General features: G+C 59.8%; 20 protein-coding genes and 1 other RNA gene. 11 read left to right on the forward strand and 10 right to left on the reverse strand.

All coding sequences use genetic code 11. The features are described 5' to 3' along the window. The first annotated feature begins 41 nt into the window (after positions 1 to 41). Both ubiD and ACVBEG_RS25330 read left to right on the forward strand, forming a co-directional pair. Complete coding sequence (ubiD, locus tag ACVBEG_RS25325) at positions 42 to 1,508, forward strand: 4-hydroxy-3-polyprenylbenzoate decarboxylase (RefSeq protein ID WP_322176946.1); 1,467 nt, start codon at positions 42 to 44, stop codon at positions 1,506 to 1,508. Further along, positions 1,508 to 2,476: a CDP-6-deoxy-delta-3,4-glucoseen reductase gene (locus ACVBEG_RS25330; protein ID WP_322176945.1), complete on the forward strand. Its 969-nt coding sequence runs from the start codon at positions 1,508 to 1,510 to the stop codon at positions 2,474 to 2,476. The genes ubiD and ACVBEG_RS25330 overlap by 1 nt, the downstream gene beginning before the upstream one ends. Before the next feature lie 18 nt (positions 2,477 to 2,494). On the opposite strand, the gene ACVBEG_RS25335 is transcribed toward ACVBEG_RS25330, so the two are convergent. After that, complete coding sequence (locus ACVBEG_RS25335) at positions 2,495 to 2,983, reverse strand: sn-glycerol-3-phosphate transporter (protein ID WP_322176944.1); 489 nt, start codon at positions 2,981 to 2,983, stop codon at positions 2,495 to 2,497. Positions 2,984 to 3,358: 375 nt separating this feature from the next. Between ACVBEG_RS25335 and ACVBEG_RS25340 the strand changes: the two genes are divergently transcribed. Further along, on the forward strand, positions 3,359 to 4,030 hold the full coding sequence (locus ACVBEG_RS25340) for a gamma-glutamylcyclotransferase (RefSeq protein ID WP_407074610.1): 672 nt from the start codon (positions 3,359 to 3,361) through the stop codon (positions 4,028 to 4,030). Positions 4,031 to 4,066: 36 nt separating this feature from the next. Here ACVBEG_RS25340 and ACVBEG_RS25345 read toward each other — a convergent pair whose 3' ends face one another. Next, positions 4,067 to 5,044 carry an NADPH:quinone oxidoreductase family protein gene (locus ACVBEG_RS25345; RefSeq protein ID WP_322176943.1) on the reverse strand — a complete coding sequence of 326 codons (978 nt, stop codon included), beginning with the start codon at positions 5,042 to 5,044 and terminating at the stop codon, positions 4,067 to 4,069. 142 nt (positions 5,045 to 5,186) lie between these two features. Between ACVBEG_RS25345 and ACVBEG_RS25350 the strand changes: the two genes are divergently transcribed. Beyond that, positions 5,187 to 5,603, forward strand: coding sequence for a flagellar basal body-associated protein FliL (locus tag ACVBEG_RS25350; RefSeq protein ID WP_322176942.1), 417 nt, complete (start codon positions 5,187 to 5,189; stop codon positions 5,601 to 5,603). A 19-nt stretch (positions 5,604 to 5,622) separates the two neighbouring features. Here ACVBEG_RS25350 and ACVBEG_RS25355 read toward each other — a convergent pair whose 3' ends face one another. The 4 genes from ACVBEG_RS25355 to ACVBEG_RS25370 all read right to left on the reverse strand — a co-directional run bounded on the left by ACVBEG_RS25355 (position 5,623) and on the right by ACVBEG_RS25370 (position 11,020). Next, positions 5,623 to 6,741 (reverse strand): ABC transporter permease, encoded by a 1,119-nt coding sequence (locus ACVBEG_RS25355; protein ID WP_322176941.1) that lies wholly within the window; start codon positions 6,739 to 6,741, stop codon positions 5,623 to 5,625. Continuing rightward, on the reverse strand, positions 6,741 to 9,467 hold the full coding sequence (gene rbbA, locus ACVBEG_RS25360; protein WP_322176940.1) for a ribosome-associated ATPase/putative transporter RbbA: 2,727 nt from the start codon (positions 9,465 to 9,467) through the stop codon (positions 6,741 to 6,743). The genes ACVBEG_RS25355 and rbbA overlap by 1 nt, the downstream gene beginning before the upstream one ends. Then, positions 9,464 to 10,429 carry an HlyD family secretion protein gene (locus ACVBEG_RS25365; RefSeq protein ID WP_322176939.1) on the reverse strand — a complete coding sequence of 322 codons (966 nt, stop codon included), beginning with the start codon at positions 10,427 to 10,429 and terminating at the stop codon, positions 9,464 to 9,466. Before ACVBEG_RS25365 ends, rbbA begins: the two co-directional genes overlap by 4 nt. A 141-nt stretch (positions 10,430 to 10,570) precedes the next feature. After that, positions 10,571 to 11,020 carry an EVE domain-containing protein gene (locus tag ACVBEG_RS25370; RefSeq protein ID WP_322176938.1) on the reverse strand — a complete coding sequence of 150 codons (450 nt, stop codon included), beginning with the start codon at positions 11,018 to 11,020 and terminating at the stop codon, positions 10,571 to 10,573. Between the two features lie 194 nt (positions 11,021 to 11,214). On the opposite strand from ACVBEG_RS25370, the gene ACVBEG_RS25375 reads away from it, so the two are divergent. Next, the gene (locus ACVBEG_RS25375; protein WP_322176937.1) at positions 11,215 to 11,367 is read left to right on the forward strand and encodes a hypothetical protein; all 153 of its coding nucleotides are present in this window, start codon (positions 11,215 to 11,217) and stop codon (positions 11,365 to 11,367) included. A gap of 35 nt (positions 11,368 to 11,402) precedes the next feature. On the opposite strand, the gene ACVBEG_RS25380 is transcribed toward ACVBEG_RS25375, so the two are convergent. From ACVBEG_RS25380 to ACVBEG_RS25395, 4 genes are all read right to left on the reverse strand, one after another. Continuing rightward, positions 11,403 to 11,999, reverse strand: coding sequence for a 5-formyltetrahydrofolate cyclo-ligase (locus tag ACVBEG_RS25380; RefSeq protein WP_322176936.1), 597 nt, complete (start codon positions 11,997 to 11,999; stop codon positions 11,403 to 11,405). A gap of 88 nt (positions 12,000 to 12,087) precedes the next feature. Then, positions 12,088 to 12,266, reverse strand: a non-coding RNA gene (ssrS, locus tag ACVBEG_RS25385) — 6S RNA. Positions 12,267 to 12,298: 32 nt separating this feature from the next. Then, on the reverse strand, positions 12,299 to 12,616 hold the full coding sequence (locus tag ACVBEG_RS25390; RefSeq protein ID WP_219062964.1) for a cell division protein ZapA: 318 nt from the start codon (positions 12,614 to 12,616) through the stop codon (positions 12,299 to 12,301). Next, positions 12,613 to 12,822: a TIGR02449 family protein gene (locus tag ACVBEG_RS25395; protein ID WP_322182934.1), complete on the reverse strand. Its 210-nt coding sequence runs from the start codon at positions 12,820 to 12,822 to the stop codon at positions 12,613 to 12,615. Before ACVBEG_RS25395 ends, ACVBEG_RS25390 begins: the two co-directional genes overlap by 4 nt. A 180-nt stretch (positions 12,823 to 13,002) precedes the next feature. On the opposite strand from ACVBEG_RS25395, the gene ACVBEG_RS25400 reads away from it, so the two are divergent. The 6 genes from ACVBEG_RS25400 (at position 13,003) to ACVBEG_RS25425 (ending at position 20,279) form a co-directional block, all read left to right on the forward strand. Then, positions 13,003 to 13,557, forward strand: coding sequence for a YecA/YgfB family protein (locus ACVBEG_RS25400; RefSeq protein WP_322176935.1), 555 nt, complete (start codon positions 13,003 to 13,005; stop codon positions 13,555 to 13,557). 84 nt (positions 13,558 to 13,641) lie between these two features. Further along, entirely contained in the window at positions 13,642 to 14,976 is a 1,335-nt protein-coding gene (gene pepP / locus ACVBEG_RS25405; protein WP_322176934.1) for a Xaa-Pro aminopeptidase, read from the forward strand. After that, complete coding sequence (gene ubiH / locus ACVBEG_RS25410) at positions 14,973 to 16,160, forward strand: 2-octaprenyl-6-methoxyphenyl hydroxylase (RefSeq protein WP_323566298.1); 1,188 nt, start codon at positions 14,973 to 14,975, stop codon at positions 16,158 to 16,160. Before pepP ends, ubiH begins: the two co-directional genes overlap by 4 nt. 52 nt (positions 16,161 to 16,212) lie before the next feature. Beyond that, positions 16,213 to 17,433, forward strand: coding sequence for a 2-octaprenyl-3-methyl-6-methoxy-1,4-benzoquinol hydroxylase (locus ACVBEG_RS25415; RefSeq protein WP_322176932.1), 1,221 nt, complete (start codon positions 16,213 to 16,215; stop codon positions 17,431 to 17,433). 104 nt (positions 17,434 to 17,537) lie between these two features. Further along, positions 17,538 to 18,539: an extracellular solute-binding protein gene (locus ACVBEG_RS25420; RefSeq protein ID WP_447108399.1), complete on the forward strand. Its 1,002-nt coding sequence runs from the start codon at positions 17,538 to 17,540 to the stop codon at positions 18,537 to 18,539. 123 nt (positions 18,540 to 18,662) lie between these two features. Continuing rightward, positions 18,663 to 20,279 carry an ABC transporter permease gene (locus ACVBEG_RS25425; RefSeq protein ID WP_322176930.1) on the forward strand — a complete coding sequence of 539 codons (1,617 nt, stop codon included), beginning with the start codon at positions 18,663 to 18,665 and terminating at the stop codon, positions 20,277 to 20,279. Positions 20,280 to 20,325: the final 46 nt, after the last annotated feature.

The raw sequence follows: 20,325 nt of genomic DNA on the forward strand, positions 1-20,325 counted from the left end.
AGCAGGTAGGATGTGCGTCTATTTGATGAATGGCCTGGTTAATGAAATTCAAGGATCTGCGGGATTTCGTGCAGCAGCTTGAGCAGCGCGGAGAGTTGAAACGCATTCAGGTGCCTGTCTCGCCGGTGCTTGAGATGACTGAAATTTGCGACCGGACCCTGCGCAACAAAGGTCCGGCTCTGCTCTTCGAAAAGCCCATCGGTTACGACATTCCGGTGCTTGGCAACCTGTTCGGCACGCCTCAGCGCGTGGCGATGGGCATGGGCGCCGAAGCCGTCAGCGAGCTGCGTGAAATCGGCAAGCTGTTGGCGTTCCTCAAGGAACCCGAGCCGCCTAAAGGCCTGAAAGACGCCTGGTCGAAGCTGCCGATCTTCCGAAAAATCATTGCCATGGCGCCTAAAGTCGTCAAAGACGCACCGTGCCAGGAAGTGGTCATCGAAGGCGATGATGTCGATCTCGGGATGCTGCCGGTACAAACCTGCTGGCCGGGCGATGTCGGTCCGCTGATTACGTGGGGACTGACAGTCACCAAGGGTCCGAACAAGGACCGGCAAAATCTCGGTATCTATCGTCAGCAAGTCATTGGCCGTAACAAAGTCATCATGCGCTGGCTCAGCCACCGTGGTGGTGCACTGGACTTCAAGGAGTGGTGCGATAAACACCCTGGCCAGCCGTTCCCGGTGGCGGTGGCGCTGGGTGCAGACCCCGCGACTATTCTCGGTGCCGTCACGCCGGTGCCTGACAGCCTGTCTGAATACGCCTTTGCCGGTTTGCTGCGGGGTAATCGCACCGAGCTGATCAAGTGCCGTGGCAACGACCTGCAAGTGCCTGCCAGTGCGGAAATCGTCCTGGAAGGCGTGATCCATCCCGGCGAAATGGCTGCCGAAGGCCCTTACGGCGACCATACCGGTTACTACAACGAAGTCGACAGCTTCCCGGTGTTCACCGTCCAGCGCATTACCCACCGGATAAAACCGATCTATCACAGCACCTACACCGGGCGGCCACCTGATGAACCGGCGATTCTCGGTGTGGCGTTGAACGAAGTCTTCGTGCCGATTCTGCAAAAGCAGTTCCCGGAGATCACGGACTTTTACTTGCCGCCTGAAGGTTGCTCGTACCGCATGGCCATCGTGACCATGAAGAAACAGTATCCCGGCCACGCCAAGCGCGTAATGCTGGGGGTTTGGTCGTTCCTGCGACAGTTCATGTACACCAAATTCGTTATCGTCACGGATGACGACATCAATGCCCGTGACTGGAACGACGTGGTCTGGGCTATCACCACGCGGATGGACCCCAAGCGTGACACTGTGATGATCGATAACACACCCATCGACTATCTGGACTTCGCGTCGCCGGTGTCCGGATTGGGGTCGAAGATGGGCCTGGACGCAACTCACAAATGGCCGGGAGAGACCACGCGCGAGTGGGGTCGGGTTATCGTCAAGGATGAGGCGGTGACACGCCGGATCGACGATATCTGGAACGAGTTAGGAATAGATTGATGCGCGTAACCTTGCAGCCGTCTGGTGCGGTACTGGAGATGTTGCCCGGCGAAGGGATACTCGACGCCGCGACACGTCTTGGCTATGAATGCCCACAAAGCTGCCGGAATGGTAACTGCCATATTTGTGCCGCGTTGTTGGTGGAAGGCCGCGTATTGCAGGCAGGGGTGACGCTGAATCATGGCGAGATCTACACCTGTCTGGCCGAGCCCCTGGAAGACTGCATCGTGATGTGGGACGGGGTGCTGGCGCGCGGAGAACTGCCGGTGCGCAAACTGGCCTGCCAGGTGAGTGAGTGCGTCGAAGTCGGTGGCGATGTGTGGCGGGTCGGCTTGAGAGCTCCCGCTGGCAAGCCGCCGCGCTATCACGCCGGGCAGTACTTGATGATCGAGCGCGAAAATGGCGAGAAATCAGCCTTTTCCATGGCCTCGGCCCCCCATTGCGGGCGCGATCTGGAGTTGCATGTGCTGGTGCGCGAAGCCAGCGCACAGAGCCTGATCGAACAATTACAGCGTAATCGCATCGTGCACATCGAAATGCCCTACGGCGATACCCATCTCGCTGAATTGCCCGAGGGGCCACTGGTGCTGATTGCCGCGGGTACGGGTATGGCGCAGATGCACAGCCTGATCGAGCATTGCCGTGCCAAGGGTTTCAAACACCCGGTGCACCTGTACTGGGGCGTGCGGCGGCCTGAAGACTTCTATGAGCTGTCCCATTGGGACGAGTGGAAGCAATTGCCTAACCTGCACCTGCATAAAGTGGTCAGTGATTTGTGCGGCTGGGAAGGTCGTTGCGGCATGCTCCATGAAGCCGTGTGCGAAGACATCAGCGATTTGTCGTCGGTGTATGTTTACGGCAGTGGCTCCCCGGCGATGATCTACGCCACCCTCGACGCCTTGGTATCAGCGGGCATGGATGCGCATCAGATGCGTGCCGATGTCTTTGCTTACGCCCCAAGGGCGTAGCAAGTCTGTGCGTAGGCTTTAGAAGCGTACGCCGACGTTGATCATGGTCGCCGAGGTCCCCAGCAGAACCAGTTCGGTGGTGACGGGGCCGAAGTGAACACCCACCGACGGGATGATCGCTGGCGCGATGCCAAAGCGATTCAGAGGGATCTTGTCGCGGTATTCGCCACGATATCCATAAAGCAGCCCGCCCGAGATCTTCACATAGACCGGATAATTGGCGCTCTCATAGCGCTTGCCGATATAGGCGTAGGCCGACTGTTGGTCGAACGAGTTGCGAAAGCTTGCCGCGCCATAGACCAGACCTGAGGCCTCGTTGCGCTCCAGACCAATCAGATGTTGATGGTCATTGTGATCGGAGTCGGAGGAAAAGTGACGGGTGTAGACGCTGGCCTGAACAAGCCAGAAGCCGTCTTTTTTATCTTGCGACTCTTCAGCAGCCTGCGTGCAGGTCGCCGAAATGAACAAAAGCGCGGCCAAGACCGTGCTTTTTCCTGATGTACTCATTATTGCTAACTCTCTCAGCCGGTATTGCCATGAAGCGGCTTTATACGCGGGTCGTATAGGTTGAAAGGGTAAATTGTCCATGATTTGAATAGGAAGTTCCTGTTTTTTCCTCAATGGGAGTAGCTGACAGGTCTTTTTATCTGCTCATTTGAGTGGGTTCAGGCTGGCGGGCCTGGGCGGTGGATTATTTATTGCATAATATTTTCAGACGTGTGGGCGCTGCAACGTGACGGGCAAGCCTCCGACAAAGTCTGATATTTAAGCGTCTGATGGCGAAGTTGTTGTCGATGCGTTTCCCCGCCCGATGCCAGCGGGGATGTTCTGCGGCGCAAAGGTCGGGTACAACTGGCAGTAGCAGGGCCAGGGGGGAAGGAAATGGGGAATGAATTCAATAGTTTGATGACGGCTGCTCATGCCGGTCTGGAACTCGGTTACCCACCAGTGATTGATCTGGGGCCGCAATTGACCCTCGAACAACTGATGAACTCAATGCAGAACACCATGAAGCTGCATCAGGGTGGCCCTGTCTGGTTGTTCGCCTACGGCTCCTTGATCTGGCGCCCCGAATGCTCCGCCGTGGAGCGGCAGCGCGGTAGGGTGCACGGTTATCATCGTGGTTTGTACCTGTGGTCCCACGAACATCGTGGCACGCCCGAACTTCCCGGCCTGGTGTTTGGCCTGGATCGCGGCGGCTCATGTAGCGGGTTTGCCTACCGCCTGCCCGAAGACTGTCTGCAAGAGTCTTTATTGGCGCTCTGGCAGCGCGAGATGCCTTATCCCTCCTACCGACCCCATTGGCTCAGCTGCCGCCTCGAAGATGGCACTCGGGTCCGCGCATTGGGTTTCGTGCTTGAGCGTCACCTGCCCAGCTACGCCGGCAACCTGCCCGACGCGGTCCTGAGCCAAGTGCTGGCCACGGCCTGCGGCCGCTCCGGCACGACCCGCGACTACGTCGAACAAACCGTCAGCGCCCTGCGCAGCCACGCCATGCCGGATTTGAACCTAGAGGCGCGGCTGAAACGGTGTCAGTCCGCGTCTTGTGTTTGACGCCGCACAGACAAGTCGGCTGTTATGGATTGGGCATTAACGAACCCGCACCACCACCTTTCCAACGGCTTTCCGCTGTCCCAGCGCATTAATCGCATCCGCCGTTTTTTCTAGCGGATAGACCTGAGACACCAGTGGTTTCAACTTTCCTTCCGCATACCAGTTAAACAACTGCTGGAAGTTGGCGGCATTGTCCTGAGGCTGTCTTTGCGCAAATGACCCCCAGAACACCCCAACCACCGAAGCCCCCTTTAACAATGCCAAATTAACCGGTAATTCTGGAATCCGGCCACTGGCAAACCCGACTACCAGCAACCGACCGTTCCAGGCGATGGCGCGGATGGCCTGGTCGAACAGGTCGCCGCCGACCGGGTCATAGATGACGTCGGCACCCAGGCCGTTGGTGAGGCGTTTGATTTCGTCTTTGAGGTTGGTTTCGCTGTAGTTGATCAGTTCATCGGCGCCAGCGGCTTTGGCGACGGCGAGTTTGTCGGCGCTGCTGGCGGCGGCGATGACTCTGGCGCCCATGGCTTTGCCGATTTCGACGGCGGCCAGGCCGACGCCGCCTGAGGCGCCGAGCACCAGCAGGGTTTCGCCGGGTTGGAGGTTGGCGCGTTGTTTCAGCGCGTGCATCGAGGTGCCGTAGGTCATGCTGAACGCGGCTGCGGTGGTGAAGTCCATCGTTTCAGGCATGGGCAGTACGTTGTAGGCGGGCACTGCGACGTGTTCGGCGAAGCTGCCCCAGCCGGTCAGGGCCATGACCCGGTCGCCGACTTTAAGATGGCTGACTTTTTCACCGACCGCTGAAATCACGCCTGCCGATTCGCCGCCCGGTGAGAAGGGGAAGGGCGGCTTGAACTGGTATTTGCCCTCGATGATCAGCGTGTCCGGAAAATTTACCCCGGCAGCATGCACGTCCATGACGATTTCGTTTTTCTTCGCTTCAGGGTTGGGGACTTCTTCCAGTACCAGCGTTTCGGCGGGACCGAAGGCTTTGCACAGCACGGCTTTCATCGGGCTATTCCTTTTGGAGTTATAGCCGATAAGTGTAGATAGGTGGGTTTGTGGGTCAATCAGCATGCCCCGGCCTGATAAGCAGGCATAAGCTGGCTCAAGCTGAAGTAAGCTACGCAGCAAATCGGATAAGGAGTGAACTGTGAAAGCGTGGATGATCATGTTGTTGGCGTTGTCACTGCCCCTGGCGGCATCGGCTCAAGAAAGCAAAGAAGGTAAAGAGGGCGATGCGACGAAAGTGGCTTATGTCACGCTGACGCCTGCGTTTGTCGGCAACTACGCCCTGGATGGCGGGCCGAAGTTGCGGGTCTATAAGGCCGATATCGCGCTGCGGGTTACTGGCGGGGATGCCGAGAAGGCGGTGAAGCGCAACGAGCCACTGATTCGTAATCAGCTGGTCGCGTTGTTCTCCCAGCAAACCGCTGAGACCATGAACAACGTCGAGGCCAAGGAAAAGCTGCGTCAGGAAGCGCTCAAGCAGACTCAGCAGATCATGAATGATGAAGAAGGTAAGCCGATTGTCGAAGACTTGCTCTTCAACAACCTGATCGTTCAGTAATCGGGCCTGTCTCTGGCCTCTATGAGGCCAGGCTTTTACGGAAGCGCATCAGCGCGACCACGAAGAACAGTAAGCCGATGGCGATCAGCGCCAGCAGGTCGGGCCAGACCACGGCAAGCCCGGCATCGCGGAACAGAATCGCGGCGCTGAGGCTGACGAAATGGGTGGAAGGCGAGGCCTGCATGACCCATTGCAGCCACTGCGGCATGCTGTCCAGCGGGGTGCTGCCGCCTGAAAGCAGGAGCATGGGGATGATCACCGGAATCGCCAGCAACCCGAACTGCGGTGTCGAGCGGGCGAGGGTAGCGAGGAATATCCCCAGTGCGGTACTGGCGAACAGATAAAACGCCGTGACCATCAGGAACAGGCTCATGGACCCGGCCAGCGGCACGCCCAGCGCGGCCTTGACGATCACTTCCAGTGAAAGCCAGGTACACACCACCACAACCAGCGCGTTGCTGCCGATTTTCGCCAGCATGATTTCCAGCGCGGTCAACGGCAAGACCAGCAAGTGGTCGAGGGTGCCGTGCTCGCGTTCGCGCAGCAGCGCGGTGCCGGTCAGGACGATCGCCAGAATGGTGATGTTGTTGACGATCTGAATCACCGCTAGAAACCAGCCGCCCTCCAGGTTCGAGTTGAACAGCGCCCGCGTGGTCATAGTCGCGGGTACGTTGCGGGCGGCGGCGTCCTGACCGCTGTACTCGAGCAGCACCCGTTGGAAGATCCGTGCAATGTAACCGGCACCCATGAACGCCTGGCTCATGGCGGTGGCATCGACGTTGACCTGCACTGTGGGCTGACGACCGGCCAGGAGATCGGCCTGAAAGTTGGCCGGTACGTTGATGACGAAGGTGTACTGACCGCCGTCCATGGTCTGATCCAGCCGGTTGTAGGCCAACGGCATCGGAACCTGGAATTCTGGGGGCAGCAGCGCCTCGCTGAGTTGTCGGGACACATGGCTGTGGTCTTCATCGACTATTGCCACGCTGGCATTGTGGACGCCGATCACGGAGCCGGCGGCCGGCATGTAAATCGCCACGGTGAAGGCGTACAGCAGGAACAGCAGCAATACGCTGTCGTGCCCGAGGCTGGTGAGTTCCTTGAAGCCCAGGCGCCAGATGTGTGCAAGTTTGTTCATCAGGCCTCCTGCTTTTTCAACATGGCCAGGCTCAGCCCGGTGAAGGCAATAAAGAACCCGAACAGCGCCAGGCACTGCGGCCAGAGTTCACGCAGGTCCAGCGCTTTGGTGAAGGTGCCTACGGCGATGTCGAGGAAGTACCCTGCGGGGAACAACATGCCCGAGACCGCTGCGGCGCCGTCCAGGGATGAGCGCGGCACGATCAGCCCGGAAAACTGAATGGTCGGCAGGCTAGTCAGAATCATGGTGCCGAGGATCGCGGCAATTTGCGTGCGGGTGAAGGCCGAGATGAGCAGGCCGAGGCTGGTGGTCGCCAGCACGTACAGCAATCCGCCGAATGCCAGGGTCAGGCCACTGCCCTTGAACGGTACGCCAAACAGCCACAGGTTCATCGCCACCAGCAGGGCCAGGTTGATCAGGCTGACCACCAGATAGGGCACCTGTTTGCCCAGCAGGAACTCCAGGCGGGTCAGAGGTGTGGCGTAGAAGTTGGTGATCGAGCCCAGTTCCTTTTCGCGGACGATGCCCAACGCCGTGAGCATTGCCGGGATAAACGCCAGGATCAGCGCCATGACACCGGGCCCGATAGCGTTCACGCTGACCACATCCTGGTTGTAGCGAAAGCGCGTTTCCAGCTTCGCGGCGGCACCGGGGCCTTGAGGTCGACTGCTCAGCGCCGCCATTTGCACCATGTTGTCCTGATGCACCTGCTCCACATAGTTGCGGCTGGTTTCGGCGCGAAACGGCATGCCGCCATCGAGCCATGCGGCGACGGCGGGTTGCCGCCCTGCATACAGGTCACGGCCAAAGCCGGGCGGGATTTCCAGTGCCAGTTTTATCTCCGAGCGTTGCAGGCGTTTGTGCAGCTGGACCGAATCGGTGATGGGCGTACGTTCGTCGAAATACCGGGAGCTGCGGAATGCTTCCAGGTAGGCGCGACTTTGCGGTGTCTGGTCCTGGTCGTACACCGCGAAGGCCAGGTTCTCGACATCCAGGGAAATGCCGTAGCCGAAGATCACCATCATGAACATCGCGCCCAGTAGCGCAAACCCAAGGCGAACCTTGTCGCGCAGCAACTCTTTGCCTTCACGGCTGGCCACGGCGATCAGACGTGCGAAGGTGAAACCTCGTTTCGTCGCCTTGGGTGCCGTGGGTTCAACACCCTGGATGGTTTCACTGTTGGACGGAGCTTTTTCGATATTGCCCTGAGCTTGCTCCAGGCAGGTGACAAATGCAGCTTCCAGCGTTTCGCCACCGAACTGCTTCTGTAGCGCGGCGGGCGTGTCGCAGGCCAGCACCTTACCGGCGTGCATCAACGAGATACGGTCGCAGCGCTGGGCTTCATTCATGAAGTGAGTGGAAAGAAAGATCGTCACCCCTTGCTCGCGGGACAGTTCGATCAGCAAGCGCCAGAAGTCATCCCGAGCGGCCGGGTCGACGCCCGAGGTAGGCTCATCGAGGATCAACACCTGCGGGCGGTGCAGCACTGCAACGGCCAATGACAGACGCTGACGCAAGCCCAGAGGCAAGTCGCCGGACTGCTGCGTGGCAACGTCGCCAAGGTCGAAGCGCTGGATCAGCTCGGCGATCCGTTCGCGGCTTTGGTCTTTGGGTAAATCGAACAGTCGCGCATGCAGCTCCAGATTCTGCTGCACGCTGAGTTCGCCATACAGCGAGAAGCTCTGCGACATGAAACCGACCTGCTTGCGTGTCTCCAGATCCTTGGCGTCCACGGCCTTGCCCAGCAGCGTGGCGCTGCCTTCGCTGGCCGGGATCAAGCCGGTGAGGACCTTCATGGTCGTGGTTTTGCCGCAACCGTTGGAACCGAGGAAGCCGAAAATCTCACCTCGGCCGATGGCAAAGCTGACCTTGTCCACTGCGGTAAAGTCGCCGAAACGCAATGTCAGCTCGTGGGCCTCAATGGCGATTTCGCTGTTGTCGCCCACGCGCGGTGTAATCACCAGTGGCTCGCTGTTGCGGCGCTTGTCGCTCTGGAAGTGAGTGAACGCCTCGTCGAGTTTGCCGCTTGGCGTGGCGCCTGCCAGCTCGCTGCTCAAACCCTGGGCGATCAACTTGCCGCGATCCAGCATCAGACACTGCTCGAACTGCTCGGCCTCTTCCATGTAGGCGGTAGCCACCAGCAGGGTCAGTTGCGGCCGTTGGCTGCGTACCTGCTCGACCAGCTCCCAGAAATGCCGACGTGACAACGGGTCAACGCCGGTGGTGGGTTCGTCGAGGATCAGCAGGTCGGGTTCATGGATCAGCGCGCAACACAGCCCCAGCTTCTGTTTCATGCCGCCGGACAGCTTGCCTGCCGGGCGGTCAGCGAAGCTCGTCAGGTCCGTCGCGGCCAGCAGGTTGAGCATGCGTTGATCGCTCTCGGCCCGGGACAGGCCGAACAGTGTGGCAAAGAAATGAATGTTTTCCCGGATGGACAGCTCGGGGTACAGGTTATTGCCCAAGCCTTGAGGCATGAACGCAATACGCGGATAAAGGCTGCTGCGATGGCTGCGTTTCTCGATTGAGCCACCGAGCACCTGCAAATCGCCTTGCTGAAGCTTTTTCACTCCGGCAATCAGCGCCAACAGGCTGGACTTGCCCGCACCATCGGGGCCGATCAGCCCGCACCGGGTGCCGCTGGGCAGGCTAAAGCTGATGTCGCTCAGGGCTTGCCGTTTGCCATAACGGTGGCTGACACCCTTGGCTTGCAGCGCCATATCGCTCATTGCAGGTTAGCCGGCCAGTCCACTGTGGCGGTGCGTACGTAACCTGCACCTGGCATGCCCGACTTGGCTTGAGGGATGGCGCTGACGTCGGTCAGGCGCAACTTGACCCGAAACACCAGTTTTTGTCGCTCATCCCTGGTTTCAACTTCTTTGGGGGTAAATTGCGACTTGTCCGCGACAAAACTGATACGGGCTGGCAAGGGTTGGAGGGGCAGTGCGTCGAGCAGGATGCGTGCATCGTCGCCGACGGTCAGCTTGCCGGTGACCGAGGTCGGCAGGTACAGATTCATGTATCGATCATTGGGGTCGATCAGCAGCAACACCCGTCCGCCTGCGGCCAATACTTCACCCGGCTCGGCCAGGCGCAGCTGGATAATGCCGTCCAGAGGGGCGCGCAAACTGCTGTCGTCAATCTCGCTGGTCAGCTGTGCAACCTGTGCCTGAGCGGCACCGATGGCTGCGCCCACCGCGCCGACTTGCGCACGGGCAGAGACGACTGCTGCGTTGGAGGTGTCGAGCTTTGCTTGCAACTGGTCAATCTGCTGGCGGCTGGCGTACCCGCGCTCAAACATGGTTTGGGCGCGCTTGAGTTCCTGGTTGGCCAGCAGTTGTTCGCTTTGGCGAAATTGCACATTGGCCTGGGCGGCAGCGTAGTTTTCCCGCGCACGCAGTACTTCGGCTTCGGCCTGGGCACGTTGTGCTTCCAGGGTGCGGGTGTCCATGCGCGCCAGGAGTTGGCCCTTGATCACCTTGTCGCCTTCATCCACACGGACTTCGGCCAGACGCCCCGGAATCTTGCTGGCGATCTGTACTTCGGTGGCCTCCAACCGACCATTGCCCATGTATAGCCCTTCGGGCAGGCGATCACGGGTAGATTTCCAGTAACCAAAGCCACCGGCAGCGACCAATAACACGATCAGGGCGATAGCAAAAAGACTGGAACGACGGCGATTCGTTGGCATGGGTGCATCCTGCTCTTAGTACATCCAATTCTGACAGACCCCGGGTTTACTCCCTTGATGTCAGTCAAACAGTCGGCGAAGCGTACGCCGTTTGGGAGTGTGCTGCATGTGGCGTGGTCGTGACTGCCGGGTTCTGCTTGATCAACGTAACGCCAGGATCGCTTCCCACTCATCAGGCGTCACCGGCATGACCGAGAGCCGGGTACCTTTTTGCACCAGCGGCATCTGTTCCAGCGCGCTCTGCTGCTTTAAATAACCTATTTTAATGACTTTCGGAAACGCTTCGACGAAGCCAACATTCACCGCGCTCCAGCGATTGTTGGCGGCGCTGGATTTGGCGTCGAAATAAGCGCCGCCCTGGTCCAGCGCAGTGGGGTCAGGGTAGGCAGCGTCGACAATGCGTCCGATGCCGACGATACCCGGCTCCGCACAGCTGGAATGATAGAAAAAGAACGTGTCACCTGGCGCCATGGCCCGCAGGAAGTTCCGTGCCTGGTAATTCCTCACCCCGTCCCAGCGGGTTTCGCCAAGACGCTGGAGGTCGTTGATCGACAGTTCTTCCGGCTCGGACTTCATCAGCCAGTAGGCCATGGGTTGCGCTCCTGAATCGGGTAATGGTCAAGTTGTTGAACGATTTCATGACTAACCGACGGTCGGTTGACGCCAGCATTTGCGTGTCAGTTCGCGTTGTCGGAGAATGCCCGGGATTTTAAGCATCGCGCTGCTGCACGGCCTATAAAAACCGTAGCGGACATCGTATTGATTTGCCTAAGGGGGGGCAGTCGATGAAACGCAAACCGGATGTATTGTGGGTATTGGCTTTCTTGTTCGGTTTGGGTGTGGTGACTACGGGTTACGCGCAAAGCCTGTGGGCAAACAACGCTGATGCTCCGGTTGAAATCGTACAACAGCAGAAAAAACCATTGCAGCGACACTGATTGCTCCCATGCCTGGCGTGGGGCGGATCAGCCATTCAATACCAGCGCTTATCCGTCACGGTGCCTTGTAGTGGCACATCCCAACTGGCTTGCGCCAATCGCTCCACCTTCTGGCATTCATGTGCGAGCCCAAGCAACACGGGTTTCTGCCAAGCCTTTCTGCGCGCCTGATAGGCCAGGCTGCGGTCGTAAAAACCGCCGCCCATGCCCAGCCGACCGCCTACGTCATCAAAGCCAACCAGTGGCAAGAAAATCAAATCCAGGGCCCAGATCGTGCGCTGCTTTGCCGCATTGATGTGGGGTTCCGGGATGCGGAAGCGATTGGGCCTGAATTTTTCGCCGTGGCGCACTTGCTGGAAAACCATCTTGGTTCGCGGCCAGGCGCTGAGCACGGGCAGATAGGTTTTCTTGCCGCGTCGTTGAGCCGCACGCAATATCAGGCGCGGATCGATTTCACCGTCATTGGGGAGATACAGGGCGATGTGTCTGGCGCGGCGAAACAGAGGATGTTGCGCCAACTGCCGGTATAAGCCGAGAGCGGCCTGGCGTTGCTGGCTTGGGTTCAAGGCGCGACGGGCCTTGCGCAACTGAGTGCGCAGTTGCTGGCGTGAAAGAGGCGCGGGATTGGTCATCTGCGCTGATCCAGAAGCGAGTACGGCACGGCGGCGTACGCGTGATGACCATTGCCAGTCAGCGAGACGGGCAATGGACAGAAATAAAAGACTCCCCGACGAACCGCTGTCGGTGTAGCCCTTGAACCCGAAAGTTCAAGGTGGAGATTGCAGGAGGACTTAAGGCTTTCCGTCAAGCGGACATGCACACCGTCCCCAACGTGCAACCCCCGTGGTTGTGCGTATCGGCTCAGGGACATGACCGACTGGCAAGCACTCCAGGGAGCGGTCGCAAGTATACCCGAAACGTTACGCAAGAATCACTTTTGGCTGGGTTCCGGATCGGTGGCCAGCACTAGATCAACCCTTTCCAGCAGATCGCGTACTTGCTCGCGGGTCGAGCCACTGGCTTGAACGTCAGGCACTGCCTGCTTGTGCAGCAAGTCATGAGTGATGTTCAGTGCCGCCATCACGGCGATGCGGTCGGCCCCGATGACTTTGCCGCTGCTGCGGATTTCGCGCATTTTGCCGTCCAGATAACGCGCCGCGCTGACCAGATTGGTGCGCTCTTCCTGAGGGCAGATGATCGAGTATTCTTTGTCGAGGATCTGAACGGTAACGCTGTTATTTGAACTCATGAGTCTTGCTCCAGGGCTTTGAGGCGCGAAATCATCGATTCAACCTTGTGACGGGCGATTTCGTTTTTCTCAATGAGGTGAGCGCGTTCCTCGCGCCAGGTTTTTTCCTGAGCTACTAAGAGTCCATTTTGGCTTTTAAGTTGCTCGACACGCTTAATCAGCAACTCCAGTCGAGCCATCAGCGCTTGCAAATCGGTGTCTTCCATTGTGTCCCACTGAATACTTTCTGATGAATGGCGCAGCAGCTGGCGTTTTGACACGCTAAAAACAGCGGCTTCGACAGTCTTGGCGAGTCTGCGGGTGCAATCGCTGGAAATAAATGACCGCACGCCCTAGGATACAAGACCTCCATTCTAGACATTGCGCCGCTTGGCGCCTAGTTACCCATGCCTATTCAGAATTCCCCGTACAAAGCTTTTGCCACCCTGCTCAACAGCAGCGGTCATTCCGTCTCTCCGGCCGAGTTGCACGGCTTTCTTCTGGGCCGCAGTTGTGCCGGTGCCGGCTTCGATGTCGACGGCTGGATGGTCGATGCGACCGAAGTACTGGGCGCCGCGCCTGAAGATAACGTACGTCAGGCGTTGATCGGATTACAGGAAATGGTCAAGGGTGAACTCACCAGCGACGACATGACGGTTGTGCTCTTGCTCCCCAGCGATGACGCGCCGCTTGGCGAACGCGCCATCGCGCTGGGCGAATGGTGCCAGGGCTTCCTCGCGGGTTTCGGGCTGACTGCTCGCGACAATGAGATCAGCACCGAAGCCATGGAAGTGTTGCAGGATTTGGCCGCTGTCGCTCAAGTGCAGGACGCGCTGGAAGACTCCGAAGACGGCGAGACCGACTACATGGAAGTGATGGAGTACTTGCGCGTCGCCCCCCTGTTACTGTTCACCGAATGCAACAAGCCCGCCGTGCCTGAGCCGAAACCTTCTTTGCATTGATTACTCATCATTGGCGCTCCCGGCGTTGAGCCTGTGATCCAGGCGCATCGCCGGCGGCGCCCAAAAGGGGACCTCACCTGCCTTATGATCCATATCCCGAAGTCGGAATACGCCCGTCGACGTAAAGCCCTGATGGCGCAGATGGTGCCCAACAGTATCGCCATTTTGCCAGCCTCTGCGGTGGCTATCCGCAATCGCGACGTCGAGCATGTCTACCGTCAGGACAGCGACTTCCAGTACCTCAGCGGCTTCCCCGAACCGGAAGCCGTGATTGTGCTGATCCCTGGCCGTGAGTACGGCGAGTACGTGCTGTTCTGCCGTGAACGCAACCCTACGCGCGAGCTGTGGGACGGTCTGCGTGCCGGGCAGGAAGGCGCAATGCGTGACTTTGGGGCCGACGACGCGTTCCCGATCAATGATATCGACGACATCCTGCCGGGCCTGATCGAAGGGCGTGACCGGGTGTATTCGGCTATGGGCAGCAACCCTGAATTCGATCGTCATTTGATGGACTGGATCAATGTGATTCGCTCCAAAGCGCATCTGGGTGCGCAGCCGCCGAACGAATTTGTTGCGCTGGATCATTTGCTGCACGACATGCGTCTGTATAAATCAGCGGCAGAAGTCAAAGTCATGCGCTGCGCCGCCGAGATCTCAGCGCGAGCCCATGTGCGCGCGATGCAGGCCAGCCGTGCCGGCTTGCATGAATTCAGTCTGGAAGCCGAGCTGGATTACGAGTTCCGCAAGGGCGGGGCGAAGATGCCGGCCTATGGTTCCATCGTGGCCTCGGGCCGCAATGCCTGCATCCTGCACTATCAGGGAAACGACGCATTGCTCAAGGATGGGGATCTGGTGCTGATCGACGCGGCCTGTGAGATCGACTGCTACGCCAGCGACATCACGCGGACGTTCCCGGTCAGCGGTAAATTTTCGCCTGAGCAGAAAGCGATCTACGAGTTGGTGCTCAAAGCGCAGGACGCCGCATTTGCCGCCATCGGCCCAGACAAGCACTGGAACCAAGCGCATGAAGCCACGGTGCAGGTCATTACGGCCGGGTTGGTCGAGCTCGGGCTGCTGGTGGGCGACGTTGGCGATTTGATCGTCAACGAGGCCTATAAAGCGTTTTACATGCACCGCGCCGGTCATTGGCTGGGCATGGACGTGCACGATGTCGGCGAATATAAAGTCGGCGGCGAATGGCGTGTGCTGGAAGTTGGCATGACGCTGACCGTGGAGCCGGGGATTTATATCGCCCCGGATAATCAGACCGTCGCGAAGAAATGGCGTGGGATTGGTGTACGGATCGAGGATGACGTTGTGGTGACTAAACACGGTTGTGAAATTCTTTCTGGTGGCGTGCCAAAAACCGTCGCCGAGATTGAGGCCTTGATGGCCGCTGCACGTGTCGAGGCAGCATGAGCCGGGTCAATCTTGCCATTGTGGGCGGCGGCCTGGTGGGTGCCAGTCTGGCGCTGGCCCTTCAGGCGGGCGCCAAGGCACGCGGCTGGAAGATCGTTCTGATCGAACCCTTTGCACCGGGTGATGCGTATCAGCCGAGCTACGACGCACGTTCGTCAGCGCTGTCGTTTGGCGCCCGGCGAATCTACGAGCGCCTGGGCGTGTGGCAGCAGATCAGCCGCCGTGCCGAACCGATCCTGCAGATCCAGGTGTCCGACCGTGGGCGTTTCGGCGCAGCACGTTTGTCGGCGATCGAAGAGGGCGTTCCGGCGCTGGGCTACGTCGTGGAGAACGCCTGGCTGGGCCAATGCCTGTGGCAAGGCCTGGACAAAGACGTGATCAGTTGGCGTTGCCCGGCCGAGGTCAAGCGCATGCAGCCGTTGACGGATGGTTATCGGCTGACCCTGGATGATGAAACCGAGCTGGAGTGCGACCTGGCGATTCTTGCCGACGGCGGTCGCTCGAGCCTGCGCGAGCAATTAGGCATTGGCGTCCGGCAGCGGCCTTATAACCAGAGCGCGCTGATCGCCAACATCACCCCGAGCGAAGCCCATTGCGGCCAGGCTTTCGAACGTTTCACCGAAGAAGGCCCGATGGCGCTGCTGCCGTTGCAGGAAAACCGCTGTGCGCTGGTCTGGACCCGTGCGGGGATGGATGCGCAGCGCTTGGCCAATCTGGATGATCGTAGTTTTCTCAGCGAGCTGCAGGGCGTGTTCGGTTATCGCCTGGGCGCTTTGCGTCAGGTCGGGGCGCGGCATATTTATCCGCTGACGCTGGTCGAGGCCGAAGAGCAAGTGCGGCCGCATCTGGCGGTACTGGGCAACGCCGCCCATAGCCTGCACCCGATTGCCGGTCAGGGTTTCAACCTGTCGTTGCGCGATGCCGATGCGCTGGCGGAGGCGCTGCTGGCGAGCCAAAGCATGCCTGGCGATTTCGCCACGTTGCAGGCCTATCGCGAGCGTCAGCGACTGGATCAGCAATTGACCGTGGGCTTCTCCGATCAGGTCACGCGACTGTTCGGCAGCTCCCAGCCCTTGGTCGGTGCCGGACGCAATCTGGGCCTGCTGGGACTGGATCTGTTACCGCCGGCCAAACGCTGGTTTGCCCGTCAGGCCATGGGGTTGGGAACTCGATCCGATGTGTGACGCGCGGATTCTTAAAACACGGCTTAGGCCACAAGCGAGAACGATTTAAAGCATGGAAACGCGCGCAGATCTGCTGATTGTCGGGGCTGGAATGGTCGGTAGCGCACTTGCGCTGGCGTTAAAGGACAGTGGCCTGGAAATTCTGGTGCTCGATGGCGGTCCGCTGAGCGTCAAGCCCTTCGATCCGCAGTCAGCGTTCGAGCCGCGGGTCAGTGCCTTGTCCGCAGCGAGCCAGCGCATTCTTGATCGTTTGAACGTGTGGGACGGCATCGCCGCACGCCGCGCCAGCCCGTATCGCGAGATGCAGGTGTGGGACGGCAGCGGCACCGGGCAGGTTCATTTCTCGGCGGCCAGCGTGCACGCCGACGTGCTGGGGCATATCGTCGAGAACCGCGTGGTTCAAGATGCTCTGCTTGAGCGCTTGCATGACAGTGACATCGGGCTGCTGGCCAACGCGCGTCTCGAACAGATGCGCCGTTCCGGGGACGATTGGCTGCTGACGCTGGCCGACGGTCGTGTGTTGCGTGCGCCGCTGGTGATCGCCGCTGATGGCGCTAACTCGGCGGTACGCCGCCTCACGGGGTGCGCGACCCGGGAGTGGGACTACCTGCACCACGCCATTGTCACCAGCGTGCGCACCGCTGATTCGCATCAGCACACCGCTTGGCAGCGCTTTACCGATGAGGGGCCGCTGGCGTTCCTGCCGTTGGAACGTGAAGGCGAGCATTGGTGCTCGATTGTCTGGTCGGTGACCCCGACCGAAGCGCAGCGCTTGATGGCGCTGGGCGATGATGAGTTCTGCCGCGACCTGGAAAAAGCCTTCGAAGGCCGTCTCGGCACCGTGCTCAGTGCTGACCCGCGGGTGTGCGTGCCATTGCGTCAACGGCACGCCAAGCGCTACGTGGCCGAAGGCCTGGCATTGATTGGCGATGCGGCGCACACCATTCACCCGCTGGCCGGGCAGGGCGTCAATCTGGGCTTTCTGGATGCCGCAGTGTTGGCCGAAGTGTTGCTGCATGCCGCCAGCCGAGGCGAACGCTTAGCCGATGTTCGCGTACTCAGCCGTTTTGAGCGCCGCCGCATGCCACACAACCTGGCATTGATGGCGGCAATGGAAGGCTTGGAACGCCTGTTCCAGGCCGATCCACTGCCCTTGCGCTGGTTGCGCAACACCGGCCTGAAGTGGGTCGATAGCCTGCCGGAAGCCAAAGCGATGTTCGTGCGTCAGGCGTTGGGATTGTCCGGTGACCTGCCTGAACTGGCCCGGTTGTAGGGGGCGGCGTAACATCCGGTAACGGCTCCGCTGTCAGTTTGGTTGAGAAGGCAAATGGGATTCACTACCATTTCGACTCAATTTTCTGACACGAGACCACTCCCATGCAGGTAAGCAAGCGTATTCTGACTGCCTTGGCACTGACAGTGCTCGGCAGCGCCGCCCAGGCCGCCGATGAGGTAGTGGTGTACTCATCGCGTATCGATGAGCTGATCAAACCGGTATTCGACGCTTACACCGCTGAAACCGGGGTCAAGATAAAGTTCATCACGGACAAGGAAGCGCCGCTGATGCAACGGATCAAGGCCGAGGGCAAGAACGCCACGGCGGACCTGCTGCTCACGGTCGACGCCGGTAACCTGTGGCAAGCCGAGCAAATGGGCATTCTCCAGCCGTTTACCTCACCCGTGATCGACGCCAACATTCCTAAACAATACCGCTCGTCCACCCACAGCTGGACCGGTCTGAGCCTGCGCGCGCGGACCATCGCCTACTCCACCGACCGGGTCAAACCGGCTGACTTGTCCACCTACGAAGCGCTGGCGGACAAAAATTGGGAAGGGCGCCTGTGCCTGCGTACGGCGAAGAAGGTCTACAACCAATCGCTGACGGCGACCCTGATCGAAACCCACGGTGCCGAGCAGTCCGAAAATATCCTCAAGGGTTGGGTCAATAACCTGTCGACCGACGTGTTCTCCGATGACATCGCTGTGCTGGAAGCGATCAACGCCGGGCAGTGTGATGTCGGCATCGTCAACACTTACTACTACGGTCGTCTGCACAAGCAGAACCCGAAACTGGCGGTGAAGTTGTTCTGGCCCAATCAGTCGGATCGTGGCGTTCACGTCAATCTTTCGGGCGTCGGCTTGACCCAGCACGCACCGCATCCTGAAGCGGCCAAGGCATTGGTCGAGTGGATGACCAAGCCGCAAGCGCAGAAAATCTTTGCGGACATCAATCAGGAGTTCCCTGCTAACCCAGCCGTTGCGCCATCGGCAGAAGTCGCCAGCTGGGGCGCCTTCAAGGCGGATACTATCCCCGTCGAAGTGGCAGGCAAGCGTCAGGCTGAAGCTATCCGCATGATGGATCGCGCTGGCTGGAATTGAGTTAGCCAGGCATACCCTGTCGCCTGGATCGCGGGCGAACGCGCGCCTACAGGTCGCAATCTGCTGTAGGCGCGCTTGCCCGCGATGGCACTTTTCGTATTTCCCCTCTTTTGAGAACCCTCCGTGGCCCATTCCGCACAACGCCGTTGGTACCCGCTGGTCTTTGCCATCGCGGCGTTGGTGCTGTTGCCGGTGAGTGTGTTGCTGCTGTCCTGGCAAACCATCGATCAGCAAATCTGGGGGCATTTGTGGGAAACCCAGATGCCGCGCCTGTTGGGCAACACTTTGCAGCTCATCGTGGGCGTCGGTATCGGGGTGACCGTGCTCGGTGTCAGCCTCGCGTGGCTGACCAGCTTGTGCGAGTTTCCCGGCCGTCGCTGGCTGGATTGGGCATTGATGTTGCCGTTTGCGATTCCGGCCTATGTGCTGGCGTTCGTCTTCGTCGGCCTGCTGGATTTCGCCGGGCCGGTGCAAACCCTGCTGCGCGACGTGTTTGGCAGCGGCCTGCGCCTGCCGCGCGTGCGATCCACCGGCGGGGTGATCATCGTCCTGGTGTTGGTGTTCTACCCGTATGTGTATCTGCTGGCGCGCACGGCGTTCCTTGCGCAGGGCAAGGGCTTGATGGAAGCGGCGCGAGTGCTCGGCCAATCGCCCTGGCAGGCGTTCTGGCGAGTGGCGTTGCCCATGGCGAGGCCCGCGATAGGCGCAGGTGTGGCGTTGGCGCTGATGGAGACGCTGGCGGACTTCGGTGCCGTGGCCGTGTTCAACTTTGACACCTTCACCACCGCCATCTACAAAACCTGGTACGGCTTCTTCAGTCTCTCCAGCGCGGCGCAGTTGGCGAGCCTGTTGCTGCTGGCAGTGATGGTCGTGCTGTATGGCGAGCGCCGTGCCCGTGGTGCAAGCCGCCCGAGTAACGAGCGCCCCAGGGTCAAGGCGCTGTACCACCTGCGCGGTTTGAAAGCGCTGGCCGCCAGTGCCTGGTGCGGCTTGGTGTTTGTCTGCGCGTTTGTGATTCCGCTGCTGCAATTGGTCGTGTGGGTCTGGCAGCGCGGCCGCTTCGATCTGGATGAGCGCTACACCGGGCTAATCCTGCACACCCTGTATTTGGGCAGCATGGCAGCACTGATCACTGTCAGTGTGGCGCTGATCCTGGCCTTCGCCCGCCGTTTGGCGCCGACCCAGGCGATCCGCTCTGGCGTGAGCCTGGCGAATCTGGGTTATGCGCTGCCGGGTTCGGTGTTGGCCGTGTCGATCATGCTGGCGTTCAGCTATCTGGATCGCGAGTTGGTCATCCCGCTGTCGACTTTGCTCGGCGGGGCTGGCAAGCCGTTGCTGCTGGGGAGTCTGGCGGCATTACTGCTGGCCTATCTGGTGCGGTTCATTGCGGTGGCCTATGGGCCGCTGGAAAATAGCCTGGCGCGCATCCGGCCTTCGCTTCCAGAAGCCGCGCGCAGTCTGGGGGTCAGCGGCCCACGGTTGTTCTTCAAGGTTTACCTGCCATTACTGGTGCCCGGCGCCTTGAGCGCTGCGCTGCTGGTCTTCGTCGATGTGCTGAAAGAGATGCCGGCAACCTTGCTGATGCGTCCATTTGGGTGGGATACCCTGGCGGTACGAATCTTCGAGATGACCAGTGAAGGCGAGTGGGCGAGAGCCGCGTTACCCGCGCTGACCCTGATTCTGGTGGGGTTGCTACCGGTCATCGGTTTGATCCGGCGTTCGGCCCGTCAGATCGGCTAGGTGCGGGCCCATCACCATGCGGATACAATGCGCCGCAATCGGTGCG

The organism is Pseudomonas sp. GG8, from assembly GCF_052976945.1.

Coding starts and splice junctions, on each gene's coding strand:
- ubiD (WP_322176946.1), top strand. CDS start 42: ATGAAATTCAAGGATCTGCGGGATTTCGTGCAGCAGCTTGAGCAGCGC.
- ACVBEG_RS25330 (WP_322176945.1), top strand. CDS start 1,508: ATGCGCGTAACCTTGCAGCCGTCTGGTGCGGTACTGGAGATGTTGCCC.
- ACVBEG_RS25335 (WP_322176944.1), bottom strand. CDS start 2,983: ATGAGTACATCAGGAAAAAGCACGGTCTTGGCCGCGCTTTTGTTCATT.
- ACVBEG_RS25340 (WP_407074610.1), top strand. CDS start 3,359: ATGGGGAATGAATTCAATAGTTTGATGACGGCTGCTCATGCCGGTCTG.
- ACVBEG_RS25345 (WP_322176943.1), bottom strand. CDS start 5,044: ATGAAAGCCGTGCTGTGCAAAGCCTTCGGTCCCGCCGAAACGCTGGTA.
- ACVBEG_RS25355 (WP_322176941.1), bottom strand. CDS start 6,741: ATGAACAAACTTGCACACATCTGGCGCCTGGGCTTCAAGGAACTCACC.
- rbbA (WP_322176940.1), bottom strand. CDS start 9,467: ATGAGCGATATGGCGCTGCAAGCCAAGGGTGTCAGCCACCGTTATGGC.
- ACVBEG_RS25365 (WP_322176939.1), bottom strand. CDS start 10,429: ATGCCAACGAATCGCCGTCGTTCCAGTCTTTTTGCTATCGCCCTGATC.
- ACVBEG_RS25370 (WP_322176938.1), bottom strand. CDS start 11,020: ATGGCCTACTGGCTGATGAAGTCCGAGCCGGAAGAACTGTCGATCAAC.
- ACVBEG_RS25375 (WP_322176937.1), top strand. CDS start 11,215: ATGAAACGCAAACCGGATGTATTGTGGGTATTGGCTTTCTTGTTCGGT.
- ACVBEG_RS25380 (WP_322176936.1), bottom strand. CDS start 11,999: ATGACCAATCCCGCGCCTCTTTCACGCCAGCAACTGCGCACTCAGTTG.
- ACVBEG_RS25390 (WP_219062964.1), bottom strand. CDS start 12,616: ATGAGTTCAAATAACAGCGTTACCGTTCAGATCCTCGACAAAGAATAC.
- ACVBEG_RS25395 (WP_322182934.1), bottom strand. CDS start 12,822: ATGGAAGACACCGATTTGCAAGCGCTGATGGCTCGACTGGAGTTGCTG.
- ACVBEG_RS25400 (WP_322176935.1), top strand. CDS start 13,003: ATGCCTATTCAGAATTCCCCGTACAAAGCTTTTGCCACCCTGCTCAAC.
- pepP (WP_322176934.1), top strand. CDS start 13,642: ATGATCCATATCCCGAAGTCGGAATACGCCCGTCGACGTAAAGCCCTG.
- ubiH (WP_323566298.1), top strand. CDS start 14,973: ATGAGCCGGGTCAATCTTGCCATTGTGGGCGGCGGCCTGGTGGGTGCC.
- ACVBEG_RS25415 (WP_322176932.1), top strand. CDS start 16,213: ATGGAAACGCGCGCAGATCTGCTGATTGTCGGGGCTGGAATGGTCGGT.
- ACVBEG_RS25420 (WP_447108399.1), top strand. CDS start 17,538: ATGCAGGTAAGCAAGCGTATTCTGACTGCCTTGGCACTGACAGTGCTC.